Here is a 15,244-nt window from a genome sequence, read left to right as displayed (position 1 = left end):
TTGATGTTGGATGTCAGGCCGCCATCGCGAGCAAGCTCGCTCCCACAGTGTCTTGTGTCGCTCGTTAATCGAGTGTTGCCAATGCCTGCGCCGCTTGCGGCAACTCCAGCTCACTGAACACCTGCACCCCGTGGCGCTTGAGTAGCGCCGCCGTCACGCCCTCGCCACTGACCTTCACGCCACTGAACGTCCCGTCATAGGTCAGCAGATTGCCGCAGGACGGGCTGTTGGCCTTGAGGACAGCGATGCGGATGCCATGCTTTTGTACCAGCTCCAGTGCCTGGTACGCCCCCGACAGAAACTGCGCGCTGACGTCCTCGCCCTCGGTAGTGATCACCAACGCCTTGCCATCGAGGACTTGTGCGCCCTGCCCGCCAGGGATTTCCGCCGCCGCCCGTGGCGTTGGCAAACCACCGGCCACCTCCGGGCACAACGGCACGACCCGACCCTCATCTAGCCACTGCTGAAGCTGATCGAACGGCCCACTGGCCCCGCCGTCGTAACGGACGCGATGGCCCAACAGGCAGCGGCTGACGAGAATTTTCTGCATGATCAGAACGGCTCGTTGCCGCGCCGGCGGAACCAGCCGGTCAGCGATAGGCGATCCCGGGTCGCGGGCAGGACTTCGTGGGGAACCTCACCGGAGAGAAACACCACCAGGCAGCCACCGATAGGCTGCACGTCGTGGACGCGATCATTGTCGAGGTACATGCGCAACTGGCCGCCGTGTTCGGGAAGCCAGGCGTCATTGAGGTAAACCACCGCCGAAACCATGCGCCGATCGTCATCGCGAAAGCGGTCGACGTGCTTCAGGTAAAGCGCACCGGGCGGGTACATCGCAAAATGGCTTTCGAAATCCTCCAGGCCGAGAAACAGACCGCGATTGATCGCCTCGCGCAGGCTGTCCATCAAACTCAGGTAGCTGTCGCAAGCCTCGGCCTGGCCGGGGTCGATCCACTGGATATGGTCGCCACGAATCCCTTCGCGGATCTCCGATGACGGCCCGCGACCCACGGCGGCCGGAGCCAGTTCACCCTCGGCAGCACGCTTGCGACACTCGGCCGCCAGCGCTTGGGTCAGATCCAGAGGCAGGAAAATATTCTGCTGCGACCAACCGTGCTCGGCCAGATCGTCGACGATTCGTAACAGCAGCGGGTGATCAGAGGATATTTGCATGCCGCGCATAGTATTCCTGTGCCCGGAAATCCGACAGAGCCGCGCGGCGGGTTGATACGAATTCTCGACAAGTACGGATGCCGCACGGAGAATAGTCGCCTGCTGACTGGAGTCCCTATGCGCCGTTTGCTTTTATCACTGCTGATGTTCTGCGTTTTGCCCGCCTGGGCAGACGGCCACGACCAGTTGTACAAGGTCGCCGGCTGGCCGGAACAACGCGCGCATTTCAACGACGCCCTCTCGGCCGCTCAGCAACGCTACCAGGGCAGCCTGCCACCGGCAGTGTTTCAGGCACTGGTCAATAACAGCAATCAGCGTTTTTCCGCCCAGGCCGTGGACCAGCGCGCCGAAGCACAATTGCGCAAGAACCTCGCCAACCCCAAACCCGCGCTGACGTTTTTCCAGTCGCCACTGGGCAAGAAAATCGTCGCCGCCGAGCTGCTGGCGACCCGTCGCGACCAACTGGCGAAAAACGCCAAGGGTCTGCCGAAGATGCAGGCCAGCGACAGCCGCATGCTGATCATCGGCCATTTGGCACAAGCCCTGCCCGCACGCGAGGCCGGCGCGGAAGTCAGCCTGGCGATTGCTGGCGTCGCTGCGGACAGTTTGAGCTCGATGATCCCGGGGCTGCTCGGTGCCGGTCAGGCCCAGGGCATGTTGAACGGACAACGTCAGCGACTGATGGATCAGATCGGCAGCGACCTCAACAACACGCTGTTGTACGTCTATCGCGACCTGTCGGACGACGAGCTGGAAGAGTTCGCGACCTTTGCCGAATCGACGGAAGGCCAGGCTTATTATCAGGCCGCATTGGCTGCGATTCGGGCGGGGTTGGCGGTGGGGCAGAGCAATTCGAATCTGCCCCAGTGATGTTTAGCGCCAGATAGATCGCTATCGCGAGCAAGCTCGCTCCCACAGGTTTTGTGTTGATCGCAAAATTGTGGGTTTACACCGCCCCCCCTGTGGGAGCGAGCTTGCTCGCGATGGGGCCAGAACAGGCACTAGGGATTGCGCCCCTTCATCCGCCTGGTCAAAAACCCGAAATACTCCTCTCGCATCACCAGCGTCTCATTCGCCAGATGATGCCGTGCCTCGGGCAGCATCAGCACCTGCGGCCGATCAAACTTGCCCCGCAACACTTCCAGGTTGTGCTCCCAATCCACCGTCATGTCGGCCTGCCCCTGCACGATCAACGGCCGGCGGCTACTCATGGGCGCGGCCTCAATGCGTTTGATCCAGCGCGCCAATGCTCCCACCCAAGCTGTTGGCAGACGCAGCGGCTGCAACGGATCGGCTTGCAGGAACGGCAGAAAGGCCGGGTCGTTGGAGTTCTCGCTGAAGCGCCGGGCGATGGCTTTGACGAAAGGCTTGAGCAGGTAGTAACTCAGTTGCGACCAACCCCATGCCCGCGGCCGCACCAGTGGCGACAGCAGAATCACCTGGCCCTGGGCCGGGCTGTTCACCCCCGCATTCAACACATGATCGATCACGATCGCCCCGCCGGTGCTCTGCCCGCACAGGTGCCACGGCTGTGGCAAGTCGAGGGATTGCGCCTCGCTGAACAAGCCTTGCAACGCGTCCTGATACTCGGCGAAATCCTTGATGCTCGCCCGTTCGCCGCTGGATAGCCCATGCCCCGGCAAGTCGCAGGCAATCACCGCAAAGCCCTGATCCAGCGCCCACTCGATCACATGCCGGTAGAGCCCGGTGTGGTCGTAGAAACCGTGGATGACAAACAGCGTCGCCTTGGCTCGCTCAGGCCACCAGAACTGGCTGACCAGCTCATAACCATCGACTTCGAATCGCCCAAGGCCGCTGCGCACCTGACGCTGCGCAAAATCCAGCCCGTAGAATCGCTGATAAGCCTGCGCCTGCGCTGACAACGGCTGCCCGGCCGCCAATGGCAGCAGGCTTGCACGTAGAAGATCAGGGTCGAAGGTAGCCGGCATGGACGATTCCAGAACGTGAAACGGACTTTATAGGCCTGCGATATTCATCTGTCGCGGCAAGCATGGCAAGCTAGCCGACCTTCGAGGATTGAACCGATGCGCTCGCCCTTTCGCGCCACATTGTTTGCCAGCCTGCTCGCCGTAGTGTGTGCCGGCGCATTGTGGGCGGCCTACGACTGGTTCCAGGGGCGTTACCTGCGGGCGTTCAGCGAGCACACCGCGATGTTTTCCGGCGACCCGCTGCGCCTTCCCGAATCCCTCGCCGGCCCTGGCGCCATCCGCCTGGTGCACTTCTGGGACCCGGCCTGCCCGTGCAATGTCGGCAATCAACAACACCTGACCGAACTGGTCGAGCGCTACGTTCCCCATGGCGTGGAATTCTATGCCGTGCAAAAATCCGGCAGCCACGGCCAGTTGCCGAGCACCTTGAGCAGCCTCAAATCCATCGACATCCTGCCCGGCTCCGAACAGATCCCCGCCAGCCCGGCCGTGGCGATCTGGGATCGCAGCGGCAAACTGGCGTACTTCGGCCCCTACAGCGAAGGCCTGACCTGCAACTCCAGCAACAGCTTTATCGAACCGATCCTGCAAGCGCTGGATGAAGGCCGTGCCGTGAGTGCCACGCACACACTGGCCGTGGGGTGTTACTGCCCGTGGCCTGTCGATCCAGCGAAGTAGGCAAAGACCCGCAATAAGAATCCCTCCTACGGGCGATGCGCCAAATCGGCGCGCCGTGTTACACAGTGGCGCCAGGAATCACAATAACAACAAGGAGTCTCCATGAAACGCAGCCTGACCGCTCTCGCTCTGCTGATCGTCATGCTGGCCGCCGGGGCCGGCTGGTACCTCTACAGCAAGCAGCCGTCACGCCAGGGCATGGTGGAACTGCAACACCTGCAAGGCTCCGTCAGCGTGCGCTACGACGAGCGCGGCGTCCCGCACATCCGCGCCGAAAACGAAACCGACCTGTACCGCGCCCTCGGCTACGTCCATGCCCAGGACCGCCTGTTCCAGATGGAAGTCCTGCGTCGTCTGGCCCGTGGCGAGCTGGCTGAAGTGCTCGGGCCGAAACTGCTCGACACCGACAAACTGATGCGCAGCCTGCGCATTCGCGAACGCGCCGAAACCTACTTCGCGAACCTCGACAAGCAGTCGCCCTCCTTCATTGCCATGCAAGCCTATCTGGACGGCATCAACCAGTATCAGGACAGCCACGCCAAACCCGTGGAGTTCGATGTGCTGGGCATTCCAAAACGCCCGTTCACGGCCCAGGACACCATCAGTATCGCCGGCTACATGGCGTACAGTTTTGCCGCGGCATTTCGTACCGAACCCTTGCTGACATTCGTGCGCGATCAACTGGGGCCCGAATACCTGAACATCTTCGATCTCGACTGGCAGCCTAAAGGCGTGCTCAACGGGACCGGCACCACCTTGGCCAGCGCCGACTGGAAAGACCTCAACGCCCTCGCCCGCCTGAGCGAACAAGCCTTGGCCGACAACGGCCTGCCACAGTTCGAGGGCAGCAACGCCTGGGTCGTCGCAGGCAGCCGGACCCAAAGCGGCAAGCCACTGCTGGCGGGCGATCCGCATATCCGTTTTTCCGCGCCGTCGGTGTGGTACGAAGCGCACCTCTCGGCACCCGGCTTTGAACTCTACGGCCACTATCAAGCCTTGATGCCGTTTGCGTCGCTGGGCATGAACCTCGACTTCGGCTGGAGCATCACCATGTTCCAGAACGACGACCTCGACCTGATCGCCGAGAAGGTCAACCCGGACAACCCCAATCAGGTCTGGTATCGCGGCAAGTGGGTGGATATGACGACCAGCGAGCAGCAGATCGCGGTTAAGGGCCAGGCACCATTCACCCTGGTGTTGCGTCAGTCGCCCCACGGCCCGATCGTCAACGATGCCTTGGGCAGCGGCGCCGGCAAGACACCGATTGCCATGTGGTGGGCGTTTCTCGAAAGCCAGAACCCGATCCTGGAGGGCTTCTACCAGCTCAATCGCGCCGACACCCTGGCCAAGGCCCGCAGTGCCGCGGCAAAAATCCAGGCACCGGGCCTGAACGTTGTCTGGGCCAATGCCAAGGGCGACATCGGCTGGTGGGCGGCGGCGCAATTGCCTAAACGTCCGGCGGGTGTACGCCCGTGGTTCATCCTCGACGGCAGCACCACCGAGGCGGACAAGGACGGCTTCTACCCGTTCAGCGCCAACCCACAGGAAGAAACCCCGGCGCGGGGCTACATCGTCTCGGCCAACTTCCAGCCGGTGTCGCCGACCGGCATGGAGATTCCCGGCTACTACAACCTTGCCGATCGCGGCCAGCAGCTCAATCGCCAGCTCAGCGACAAAGCGGTCAAATGGGACTTGGAAAACAGCCAGAAGCTGCAACTGGGCACCACCACCGCCTACGGCCCGCGCCTGTTGGCACCGCTGTTGCCAGTATTGCGCGAAGTGGTGAGCGATCCTGCCGAACTCAAACTGGTGGAGCAACTGGCCCAGTGGCAAGGCGATTACCCCCTCGACTCGACCAGCGCCACGCTGTTCAACCAGTTCCTGTTCAACCTGGCTGACGCGACGATGCACGATGAGCTGGGTAACGACTTCTTCGAAACGCTTCTCTCGACCCGGGCGATCGACGCCGCGCTCCCCCGCCTGGCCGCCACTGCCGATTCACCGTGGTGGGACAACCGCAATACCCTCGACAAGGAAACCCGTGCCGATACGGTGAAGGCCGCCTGGCAAGCCAGCCTCGCGCACCTCAAGAGCACCCTCAGCGAAGACGCCTCGCAATGGCAGTGGGGCAGCGCGCACACGTTGACCCATGGCCATCCGCTGGGGCAGCAGAAGCCGCTGGACCGGATCTTCAACGTCGGCCCCTTCGCCGCACCCGGCACCCATGAAGTGCCGAACAACCTTTCGGCGAAGATCGGCCCGGCACCCTGGCCTGTCACCTACGGCCCTTCGACCCGGCGCCTGATCGACTTCGCCGACCCGGCCCACAGCCTGACCGTCAACCCGGTCGGCCAGAGCGGCGTGCTGTTCGACAATCACTACGATGATCAGGCCGAGGCCTACATCGAGGGGATGTACTTCCAGGCGCATCTCAATGATGAAGAGGTCACGGCCAATACCCGCAGTACGTTGAAGCTGTTGCCGGCGCGGGCTGCGCCATAGATTTTTGCTGGCCGGGCTGGCCTCATCGCGAGCAAGCTCGCTCCCACAGGGATCTTTGTTGATCACAGATTTTGTGAACACCAGAAAAACCTGTGGGAGCGAGCTTGCTCGCGATGGGGCCCTGAAAGGCTCCCACAAATTCAGCTCAAACCATCGCCGCAAAGTTCAGCCTGAACTGCTGCGGCGTCACCCCCAATCGGCGGTTGAACACACTGCGCATGTGCTGGGCATCGCGAAAGCCGCATTGATAGGCCACGGTCTTGAGCGGCGCGCGGGTGCTTTCGAGCATCACCCGCGCCGCATCGACCCGCGCGCGCTCGACGAACTCGGCCGGGGTGATTTTCGCTTCCCTGGCGAACACCCGGGAGAAGTTGCGCGCGCTCATGTTGGCGGCATTGGCCAGGTCGGCGATGGTCAGGTCGCCCGTCAGGTTGGCCAGCACGTAATGCTGCACCATTGCCACCGCCGAATCCGTTTCGGCGTGGGGCGTGAGGAACGGGCTGAATTGCGATTGCCCGCCCGAACGCTGGGTGAACACCACCAGCCGCTTGGCAACGCTCAGCGCCACTTCCGGCCCGTGATCCCGACCCAATAGATACAACGACAGGTCGATCCCCGCGGTGACCCCGGCCGAGGTGAACAGCTCGCCGTCCTCAACATACAGTCGATCCGCTTCCACCCGGGACGAGGGGCACAGCGCCGCCAGATCCGATGCGTCCTGCCAATGCGTGGTGACCGTGCGCCCCTCCAGCAACCCCGCCCGGGCGAGCATAAACGCTCCATTGCAGATCGAGCCGAAGCGCTTGGCCCGCGCACAGGCATCGCGCAACCAGCCATCGAATGCCATGCCGAAATCCATGAACGGCAACTGCGGCCCGCCCGCCACCAGCAACAGGTCATATGGCTCCAGCGCTTCGCTGAAATACCGATGAGCATTGAGTGCCAACCCGTTGGAGCACGCCATCATCCCGCGCTCGACACCGATCACCTCCAGCCGGTAGTGATCCTGCGCAGCAAGAAAACTATTAGCCTCGGAAAACACATCCATGGGGCCGGTGACGTCCAGAGACTGGACGCCGGCGAACACCACGATGGCAACGGTTTTACTCATGGTTCGAAGCCCCTCTCATGGCACTGATTGCAACGCTCCTACAGGGTCTGCATGCACCCTAGCCAATCCACCCCCAACAAGCGAGGTTGGCGCGATATGAATGCTTATTGGCCGGGATTGCAGCCATGGATTGATTGTCCCGCTTCGGGGGCCGGAACAGACTGAGACCCTCAGCGCCGCCAAGGCGTTCACGACGAGGAAAACTCCATGAGCACCACCATCGCCGGCATCAGGATCCCCGACAGCGCGCTGGCCAAGGCCACCACCGAATACATCCGCGACATCGAGTCCGACCTGCTCTACCACCACTCGCGCCGGGTCTTCCTGTTCGGTGCACTGAGCGGTGAGCGCAAGCAACTGGCCTACAACCCCGAGCTCTTGTACGTTGGCGCGATGTTCCATGACCTGGGCCTGGTGCAAGGTCACCGCAGCGACAACGAGCGCTTCGAAGTCGATGGCGCCAACGCCGCCGCGGCGTTTCTCAAGCCCTACGGACTGAGCGATGACGATATCGAACAGGTCTGGCTATCGATTGCCCTGCACACCACGCCCGGCGTGCCTCAGCACTTGCGGCCCACCGTGGCGCTGGTAACGGCGGGCGTCGAGATGGACGTGCTGGGCATGGACTACGCGGCGTTTTCCAGCGTGCAGCGCGAAGCGGTGGTGCATGCGCATCCACGGGGCGAGGGATTCAAGGAGTGCATCATCTGCGCGTTTGCCGACGGCTTGCGCCATCGTCCGCAGACCACGTTCCAGTCAACATCGATGTTGAATGTCAGTCCGCTATCGCGAGCAAGCTCGCTCCCACAGGGGGGTCGGGTAGACCACAAAACCGTGGCCAACCCTATTGCAGACTCAAGCCGCTTCCGGTGCCTGTGCGCGACGCACGTCCGGTTGCTTCCACGAGTCGGCTGCCGCTTCTTCGATCGCCTGCTGGATCGCACGACGACGGCTTTCTTCGGCGCGACGGCTGAAGAACCAGACCAGGAAGGTCACGATCGACACTGCCAGCAGGATCAGGCTGGCCACGGCGTTGATCTCGGGTTTAACCCCCAGACGTACCGCCGAGAACACTTCCATCGGCAGGGTCGTGGAACCCGGGCCCGACACGAAGCTCGCCAGCACCAGGTCATCGAGGGACAACGCGAAGGACATCATACCGCCCGCTGCCAGCGACGGCGCGATCATCGGGATGGTGATCAGGAAGAACACCTTCCACGGTTTCGCACCGAGGTCCATGGCCGCCTCTTCGATGGACAGGTCCAGCTCACGCAGACGTGCCGAGACCACCACCGCCACATAGGCCGCACAGAACGTGGTGTGAGCGATCCAGATGGTGACGATGCCGCGTTCCTGCGGCCAGCCGATCATCTGCGCCATGGCCACGAACAGCAGCAACAGCGATAGACCGGTGATTACCTCAGGCATCACCAGCGGCGCAGTCACCAGGCCACCGAACAGGGTACGACCCTTGAAGCGGGTGATGCGGGTCAGGACGAACGCTGCCAATGTACCCAGTGCCACCGCCGCCACTGCCGTGTAGCAGGCGATTTCCAGCGAGCGCACCACCGAGCCCATCAGTTGCGAGTTGTCGAGCAGGCCGACGTACCACTTGATCGACCAGCCACCCCACACCGTTACCAGCTTGGAGGCGTTGAACGAGTAGATCACCAGGATCAGCATCGGCAGGTAGATGAACAACAGACCCAGTACCAGCATCAGGCTGGAGAAACGGAAGCGCTTCATTCTTTACCCTCCATTTCCTTGGCCTGACTGCGGTTGAACAGGATGATCGGCACAATCAGGATCGCCAGCATCACCACCGCCAGGGCAGACGCCACCGGCCAGTCACGGTTGTTGAAGAACTCTTGCCAGAGCACTTTACCGATCATCAGGGTTTCCGGACCGCCGAGCAGTTCCGGGATCACGAACTCGCCCACCACCGGGATGAACACCAGCATGCAGCCGGCGATGATGCCGTTTTTCGACAGCGGCACGGTGATTTTCCAGAAACTGTTGAAGGTGCTCGAACCCAGGTCCGATGCAGCTTCCAGCAGGCTCTGGTCGTGCTTCACCAGGTTGGCGTACAGCGGCAGGATCATGAACGGCAGGTAGGAATAAACCACGCCGATATAGACCGCCAGGTTGGTGTTGAGGATCTGCAGCGGCTCGTCGATCCAACCCATGCTCATCAGGAAACCGTTGAGCAGGCCGTTGTTGCTGAGGATGCCCATCCACGCATAAACGCGGATCAGGATCGCGGTCCAGGTCGGCATCATGATCAGCAACACCAGTACCGTCTGCAGTTCCTTGCGGGCAACGGAGATGCCGTAGGCCATCGGGTAGCCGATCAGCAGGCAGAGGATGGTGCTGAACAGCGCCATCTTCAACGAGCCGAGGTAAGCGGCGATGTACAACTCGTCACCGGCCAGCATCGCGTAGTTGCCCAAGTTAAGCAGCAACTGCAGCTTTTGCTCGGCGTAGCTGTAGATTTCGGTGTATGGCGGAATGGCCACGTCCGCTTCGGCGAAGCTGATCTTCAGTACGATGAAGAACGGCAGCATGAAGAACAGGAACAACCAGATGAAGGGAACCCCGATGACCATTTGACGGCCACCGGGAATTATTCGATTGAGTCGACGTTTGAATTTGCGCATGTTCATGAGCGAAGCACCACGCCGCTGTCGTCTTCCCAGTACACGTAGACCTGATCACCCCAGGTCGGGCGCTGCCCGCGACGTTCGGCGTTGGCCACGAACGACTGCACCAGCTTGCCGCTTGGCAGTTCGACGTAGAACACCGAGTGCCCGCCCAGGTAGGCGATGTCGTGCACCTTACCGCTCGACCAGTTGTACTGGCAGGTCGGCATGTCGGCGGTGACCAGCAGTTTTTCCGGACGGATCGCGTAGGTGACCGACTTGTCCTGCACCGAAGTGCTGATGCCGTGGCCAACGTAGATCTGACGATCCAGGTCTTTGCAGGTAATGATCGCGTGGCCTTCGGCGTCGTCGATCACTTCGCCTTCGAAGATGTTCACGTTACCGATGAATTCGCAGACCAGGCGACTGGTCGGGGTTTCGTAGATGTCGATCGGGCTGCCGATCTGGGCGATCCAGCCCAGGTGCATGATCGCAATGCGCTCGGCCATGGTCATGGCCTCTTCCTGGTCGTGGGTCACCATGACGCAGGTTACGCCGACGCGCTCGATGATCTCCACCAGCTCCAGCTGCATTTGCGAACGCAGCTTCTTGTCCAGTGCGCCCATCGGTTCGTCGAGCAGCAACAGCTTCGGACGCTTGGCCAGAGAACGGGCCAGGGCCACACGCTGACGCTGACCACCGGACAATTGATGCGGCTTGCGCTTGGCGTACTGGCTCATCTGTACCAGCTTGAGCATTTCGGCCACGCGGGCGTCGACTTCAGAGGCCGGGATCTTGTCCTGCTTGAGGCCGAAAGCGATGTTCTGCGCCACGGTCATGTGCGGGAACAAGGCGTAGGACTGGAACATCATGTTGATCGGCCGCTCGTAGGGCGGCATGTCAGTGATGTCTACGCCATCGAGGAAAATGCGTCCCTCCGTGGGCCGTTCGAAACCTGCGAGCATGCGCAGCAAAGTGGATTTGCCCGATCCCGAACCGCCGAGCAGGGCGAAAATTTCGCCTTTCTTGATTTCCAGGGACACATCGTCCACGGCAATCGTCTCGTCGAACTTCTTCGTGACCCGGTCGATTTTGACCAGCACCTGTTTAGGTTGCTGGTCGCCCTCGAGGGCTTTCTTATAGGCGCCGGAGGCAACTGCCATTTACGAAACTCCCAACAAAATTTTCAGTTCGCTCAAGGTGAACGAACCTTGGATAGTCTGAGCCTTGAAACTATTTACCCGACTTGACCTTGGTCCAGCTGCGGGTCATCAAACGTTGAATATTCGGCGGTAGCTCGATGGACACGTAGGTCTTGTCGAGAACCTCTTGCGGTGGATAAACCGCTTCGTCGGTGCGAATGGACTGTTCCATCAGTTTGTCCGAGCCCGGGTTAGGGTTGGCATAGCCGACGTAATCACTGACCTGGGCAATCACCTCAGGCTTCAGTAAATAGTTGATGAAAGCGTTGGCCTGCTTGACGTTGGCCGAGTCCTTCGGAATTGCCAGCATGTCGAACCAGAGCGCGCCGCCCTCTTTCGGTATCGAGTAGGCGATGTTCACGCCTTTCTTGGCTTCTTCGGCGCGATTCTTCGCCTGGAAGATGTCGCCAGAGAAACCGATCGCCACGCAGATATCGCCGTTGGCCAGATCCGCGATGTACTTGGAGGAGTGGAAGTAGGTCACGTAAGGGCGCACTGCAAGCAACTTGGCGGTGGCCTTTTCGTAGTCCTTGGGATCAGTGCTGTTAGCGTTCAGGCCCATGTAGTTGAGCACCGTCGGCATCATTTCATCGGCGGAATCGAGGAACGCGACGCCACAGCTTTGCAGCTTCTTGATGTTCTCCGGCTCGAACAGCACGCCCCACGAATCAATCGTATCGACGCCCAGCACAGCCTTGACCTTGTCGACGTTGTAACCGATGCCGTTGGTGCCCCACAGGTACGGCACGGCGTACAGGTTGCCCGGATCGTTCTGCTCCAGGCGCTTGAGCAGCACCGGGTCGAGGTTCGAATAATTCGGCAGCTGCGACTTGTCGAGCTTCTGGAATGCCCCGGCCTTGATCTGTTTGCCGAGGAAGTGGTTCGACGGCACGACCACGTCATAACCAGTACGCCCGGCCAGCAACTTGCCTTCCAGGGTTTCGTTGGAATCGAAGACGTCATAAACCGGCTTGATACCGGTCTCTTTCTGGAAGTCGGCCAGGGTGCTCTCGCCGATGTAGTCCGACCAGTTATAAATATGCACGGTGCCGGCGGCCTGGACACTGACAGCAATCGTCAGCCCGGCGCCGACCAGCATGGCATTGCGCAAGAAAGAAAAAACAGGCAAGTGGAGGTCCTCTGAAATTAGTTGGGCCCAAGTTGCCCCGCGTTACATGACAACCGTGGTTGCCCGGCAACAAAACCGGCGCGCAACTTACCCTCGAAAAACCGTTCCAGCAAAACTTTTGTCATTTAATTCAACCTGTTGCCGCCACCGCGCAGGTGGCGACAACAGGCTGTTGCATCAAACCGGCTTATTTACCGGATTTGATCTTGGTCCAGCTGCGGGTCATTTCACGCTGGGTCGCCGCTGGCAGGTCGGCGATGGCATACAACTTGGCCTGCACATCGGCTGGCGGGTAGATGCCTGGATCGCTGGTGATGTCTTTTTCTACCAGAGCTGTTGCAGCGGCGTTACCGTTCGGGAAGCGTACGGCGTTGGTGATACCGGCCATGACTTCAGGCTTCTGCAGGAAGGTCATGAACTTGTAGGCGCCCTGAACGTTCTCGGCATCCTTGGGAATCGCGACCATGTCGAAGAAGCTGCCAGCGCCTTCTTTCGGAATGGCGTAGTTGACTTTGACCTTGTCACCCGCCTCTGCGGCACGGGACTTGGCCTGCTGAACGTCACCCGAGTAGCCAACCGCTACGCAGATGTTGCCGTTGGCCAGGTCCGAGATGTACTTGGACGAGTGGAAGTAGGTGATCGAAGGACGAATCTTGAGGAACAGTTCCTCGGCTTTCTTGATGTCTTCTTTCTTCTGGCTGTCGGTTGGCAGGCCCAGGTAGTGCAGCGCGACCGGGAGCATTTCGGTCGGCGAATCGAGGAAACTCACACCGCAACCCTTGAGCTTGGCGATGTTTTCCGGTTTGAGCAGCACGTCCCAGGAGTCGATGGTATCGACGCCCAACGCAGCCTTGATCTTCTCCGGGTTGTAACCGATGCCGATCGAGCCCCACATGTACGGGAAGGCGTGCTTGTTGCCAGGGTCACTGACCGAAACGGCCTTGAGCAGATCCTGGTTCAGGTTTTTCCAGTTAGGCAGCTTGGACTGGTCCAGCTCCTGATATACGCCGGCCTTGATCTGCTTGGCCAGGAAGTTGTTCGATGGCACGACCACGTCGTAGCCGGACTTGCCCGCCAGAAGTTTGGCTTCCAGGGTCTCGTTGCTGTCGAATACGTCGTAAACGACCTTGATCCCCGACTCTTTCTCGAAGTTCGCGATGGTGTCCGGAGCGATGTAGTCGGACCAGTTGTAGACGTGCAACACCTTGTCGTCCGCCTGAACCGCACCCGCCATCATGCCCGCGACGGACAGGGCGAGAAGTGTCTTGCCAGCAAGCTTTTTACCTAATGCCTTCATGCGTCATGCTCCAAATTTTTCTTTTTTGAACCACTTTGTTCAGCGGCCGAACCCGGACAACTGGAACTGCGGCTAGTCTGGCAAGATCCGAGGCGGTCCTTCAAGAAAAGACCGGCCTTTGTGACAGCTTTGAGCGAGAGCGCCGCAGCTCCCTCGCTCTGAGCCTAGCACTTAGCCCTGCAATGCACTCAGGGTCAGGTCCAGGCACTTGCGAGCCTTGGTCACCAGCTCATCGATTTCCGCCGCCGTGATCACCAGTGGCGGAGCGATGATCATGGTGTCGCCGACGGCGCGCATGATCAGGCCGTTATCGAAGCAGAACTGACGGCAGATCATGCCGACGCCCTTACCCTCGTAACGCTTGCGTGTGGCCTTGTCCTGGACCAGTTCGATGGCCCCCAACAGCCCAACCCCACGAACTTCACCCACCAGCGGGTGATCGTTCAGTTCCCGCAGACGCTTTTGCAAATACGGTGCCGTTTCTGACTTCACGCGCTCGACAATTTTTTCGTCGCGCAGGATACGGATGTTTTCCAGCCCCACAGCCGCCGCCACCGGGTGTCCGGAGTAGGTGAAACCGTGGTTGAAGTCGCCGCCCTCATTGAGTACGTCCACCACTTCATCACGCACGATCAGGCCGCCCATCGGGATGTAGCCCGAGGTCAGGCCCTTGGCGATGGTCATCATGTCTGGCTTGAGGTCGTAGAAATCGCTGCCGAACCACTCGCCGGTACGACCGAAACCGCAAATCACTTCGTCAGCCACGAACAGAATGTCGTACTTGGCGAGAATTTCCTTGATGCGCGGCCAGTAGGTCTCTGGCGGAATGATCACGCCACCGGCGCCCTGGATCGGCTCGGCAATAAAGGCACCGACGTTGTCGACGCCGACTTCCAGAATCTTTTCTTCCAGCTGGTTGGCCGCCCATACGCCGAATTCTTCCGGGGTCATGTCGCCGCCTTCGGCGAACCAGTACGGCTGGGCAATGTGGACGATGCCCGGGATCGGCAAGTCGCCCTGTTCGTGCATGTACGTCATGCCGCCCAGGCTCGCGCCGGCCACGGTGGAACCGTGATAGCCGTTCTTGCGGCTGATGATGACTTTCTTGTTCGGCTGGCCCTTGATCGCCCAGTAGTGACGAACCATACGCAGCATGGTGTCGTTGCCTTCGGAGCCGGAACCGGTGAAGAACACGTGGTTCATGCCTTCAGGCGCGATGTCGGCGATAGCCTTGGCCAGTTCCAGTACCGGCGGGTGCGCGGTCTGGAAGAACAGGTTGTAGTAAGGCAGTTCGCGCATCTGTTTACTGGCGGCATCGGCCAGTTCATCGCGACCATAACCAATCGCGACACACCACAGGCCGGCCATACCGTCGAGGATCTTGTTGCCTTCGCTGTCCCAGAGGTAAACGCCCTTGGCGTTGGTAATGATCCGCGGGCCCTTCTCTTTCAGCTGCTTGAAGTCGCTGAACGGAGCCAGGTGGTGGTCATTGCTCAAGATTTGCCATTCACGGGTTTGCGGATTGTTGCTGGTCATACGAATCTCCTAAAAAATCAGGTGA

Annotated in this window: 13 protein-coding genes and 1 pseudogene; 4 read left to right on the top strand and 10 right to left on the bottom strand. The window is 60.5% G+C overall.

Annotated features, from left to right (window positions below; genetic code table 11):
* Window positions 1-64 precede the first annotated feature (64 nt).
* Together AC1D1M_RS21520 and AC1D1M_RS21515 are read right to left on the bottom strand one after the other, a co-directional pair.
* Complete coding sequence (locus AC1D1M_RS21520; RefSeq protein WP_477777159.1) at window positions 65-550, bottom strand: 2-thiouracil desulfurase family protein; 486 nt, start codon at window positions 548-550, stop codon at window positions 65-67.
* A 2-nt stretch (window positions 551-552) separates the two neighbouring features.
* The gene (locus AC1D1M_RS21515; RefSeq protein WP_477777158.1) at window positions 553-1,185 is read right to left on the bottom strand and encodes a 2OG-Fe(II) oxygenase; all 633 of its coding nucleotides are present in this window, start codon (window positions 1,183-1,185) and stop codon (window positions 553-555) included.
* 108 nt (window positions 1,186-1,293) lie between these two features.
* On the opposite strand from AC1D1M_RS21515, the gene AC1D1M_RS21510 reads away from it, so the two are divergent.
* Window positions 1,294-2,046, top strand: coding sequence for a DUF2059 domain-containing protein (locus AC1D1M_RS21510; RefSeq protein ID WP_477777157.1), 753 nt, complete (start codon window positions 1,294-1,296; stop codon window positions 2,044-2,046).
* Between the two features lie 131 nt (window positions 2,047-2,177).
* On the opposite strand, the gene bipL is transcribed toward AC1D1M_RS21510, so the two are convergent.
* Window positions 2,178-3,125: a phospholipase BipL gene (bipL, locus tag AC1D1M_RS21505; protein WP_477777156.1), complete on the bottom strand. Its 948-nt coding sequence runs from the start codon at window positions 3,123-3,125 to the stop codon at window positions 2,178-2,180.
* Between the two features lie 96 nt (window positions 3,126-3,221).
* On the opposite strand from bipL, the gene AC1D1M_RS21500 reads away from it, so the two are divergent.
* Both AC1D1M_RS21500 and AC1D1M_RS21495 read left to right on the top strand, forming a co-directional pair.
* Window positions 3,222-3,803: a DUF6436 domain-containing protein gene (locus tag AC1D1M_RS21500; protein WP_477777155.1), complete on the top strand. Its 582-nt coding sequence runs from the start codon at window positions 3,222-3,224 to the stop codon at window positions 3,801-3,803.
* A 102-nt stretch (window positions 3,804-3,905) separates the two neighbouring features.
* Window positions 3,906-6,305, top strand: a complete 2,400-nt coding sequence (locus AC1D1M_RS21495) for a penicillin acylase family protein (protein ID WP_477777154.1) — start codon at window positions 3,906-3,908, stop codon at window positions 6,303-6,305.
* A 145-nt stretch (window positions 6,306-6,450) separates the two neighbouring features.
* On the opposite strand, the gene AC1D1M_RS21490 is transcribed toward AC1D1M_RS21495, so the two are convergent.
* On the bottom strand, window positions 6,451-7,416 hold the full coding sequence (locus tag AC1D1M_RS21490; RefSeq protein WP_477777153.1) for a GlxA family transcriptional regulator: 966 nt from the start codon (window positions 7,414-7,416) through the stop codon (window positions 6,451-6,453).
* 249 nt (window positions 7,417-7,665) lie between these two features.
* Here AC1D1M_RS21490 and AC1D1M_RS21485 point away from each other — a divergent pair.
* Window positions 7,666-8,169: pseudogene (locus tag AC1D1M_RS21485) on the top strand (HD domain-containing protein); the annotation flags it as partial.
* A 102-nt stretch (window positions 8,170-8,271) separates the two neighbouring features.
* Here the strand turns inward: AC1D1M_RS21485 and AC1D1M_RS21480 are convergent.
* From AC1D1M_RS21480 to AC1D1M_RS21455, 6 genes are all read right to left on the bottom strand, one after another.
* Complete coding sequence (locus AC1D1M_RS21480) at window positions 8,272-9,162, bottom strand: ABC transporter permease subunit (RefSeq protein WP_477777152.1); 891 nt, start codon at window positions 9,160-9,162, stop codon at window positions 8,272-8,274.
* Entirely contained in the window at window positions 9,159-10,040 is an 882-nt protein-coding gene (locus AC1D1M_RS21475; protein ID WP_477777324.1) for an ABC transporter permease subunit, read from the bottom strand. Before AC1D1M_RS21475 ends, AC1D1M_RS21480 begins: the two co-directional genes overlap by 4 nt.
* 35 nt (window positions 10,041-10,075) lie before the next feature.
* Window positions 10,076-11,218, bottom strand: a complete 1,143-nt coding sequence (locus AC1D1M_RS21470; RefSeq protein WP_477777151.1) for an ABC transporter ATP-binding protein — start codon at window positions 11,216-11,218, stop codon at window positions 10,076-10,078.
* Window positions 11,219-11,288: 70 nt separating this feature from the next.
* Entirely contained in the window at window positions 11,289-12,386 is a 1,098-nt protein-coding gene (locus AC1D1M_RS21465; protein WP_477777150.1) for a polyamine ABC transporter substrate-binding protein, read from the bottom strand.
* A gap of 187 nt (window positions 12,387-12,573) precedes the next feature.
* Complete coding sequence (locus AC1D1M_RS21460) at window positions 12,574-13,683, bottom strand: polyamine ABC transporter substrate-binding protein (RefSeq protein ID WP_477777149.1); 1,110 nt, start codon at window positions 13,681-13,683, stop codon at window positions 12,574-12,576.
* A gap of 171 nt (window positions 13,684-13,854) precedes the next feature.
* Complete coding sequence (locus AC1D1M_RS21455) at window positions 13,855-15,219, bottom strand: aspartate aminotransferase family protein (RefSeq protein WP_477777148.1); 1,365 nt, start codon at window positions 15,217-15,219, stop codon at window positions 13,855-13,857.
* Between the last annotated feature and the right edge of the window lie 25 nt (window positions 15,220-15,244).

The sequence above is a fragment of the Pseudomonas sp. P1_F7 genome, assembly GCF_056405655.1.
The sequence above is the reverse complement of the archived record's forward strand: the minus strand, read 5'-3'. Positions and strand labels throughout refer to the sequence as shown.

Bases quoted from the DNA above. Each gene is read 5' to 3' on its own strand.
- AC1D1M_RS21520 (WP_477777159.1), bottom strand. From the start codon at position 550: ATGCAGAAAATTCTCGTCAGCCGCTGCCTGTTGGGCCATCGCGTCCGT.
- AC1D1M_RS21515 (WP_477777158.1), bottom strand. From the start codon at position 1,185: ATGCGCGGCATGCAAATATCCTCTGATCACCCGCTGCTGTTACGAATC.
- AC1D1M_RS21510 (WP_477777157.1), top strand. From the start codon at position 1,294: ATGCGCCGTTTGCTTTTATCACTGCTGATGTTCTGCGTTTTGCCCGCC.
- bipL (WP_477777156.1), bottom strand. From the start codon at position 3,125: ATGCCGGCTACCTTCGACCCTGATCTTCTACGTGCAAGCCTGCTGCCA.
- AC1D1M_RS21500 (WP_477777155.1), top strand. From the start codon at position 3,222: ATGCGCTCGCCCTTTCGCGCCACATTGTTTGCCAGCCTGCTCGCCGTA.
- AC1D1M_RS21495 (WP_477777154.1), top strand. From the start codon at position 3,906: ATGAAACGCAGCCTGACCGCTCTCGCTCTGCTGATCGTCATGCTGGCC.
- AC1D1M_RS21490 (WP_477777153.1), bottom strand. From the start codon at position 7,416: ATGAGTAAAACCGTTGCCATCGTGGTGTTCGCCGGCGTCCAGTCTCTG.
- AC1D1M_RS21480 (WP_477777152.1), bottom strand. From the start codon at position 9,162: ATGAAGCGCTTCCGTTTCTCCAGCCTGATGCTGGTACTGGGTCTGTTG.
- AC1D1M_RS21470 (WP_477777151.1), bottom strand. From the start codon at position 11,218: ATGGCAGTTGCCTCCGGCGCCTATAAGAAAGCCCTCGAGGGCGACCAG.
- AC1D1M_RS21460 (WP_477777149.1), bottom strand. From the start codon at position 13,683: ATGAAGGCATTAGGTAAAAAGCTTGCTGGCAAGACACTTCTCGCCCTG.
- AC1D1M_RS21455 (WP_477777148.1), bottom strand. From the start codon at position 15,219: ATGACCAGCAACAATCCGCAAACCCGTGAATGGCAAATCTTGAGCAAT.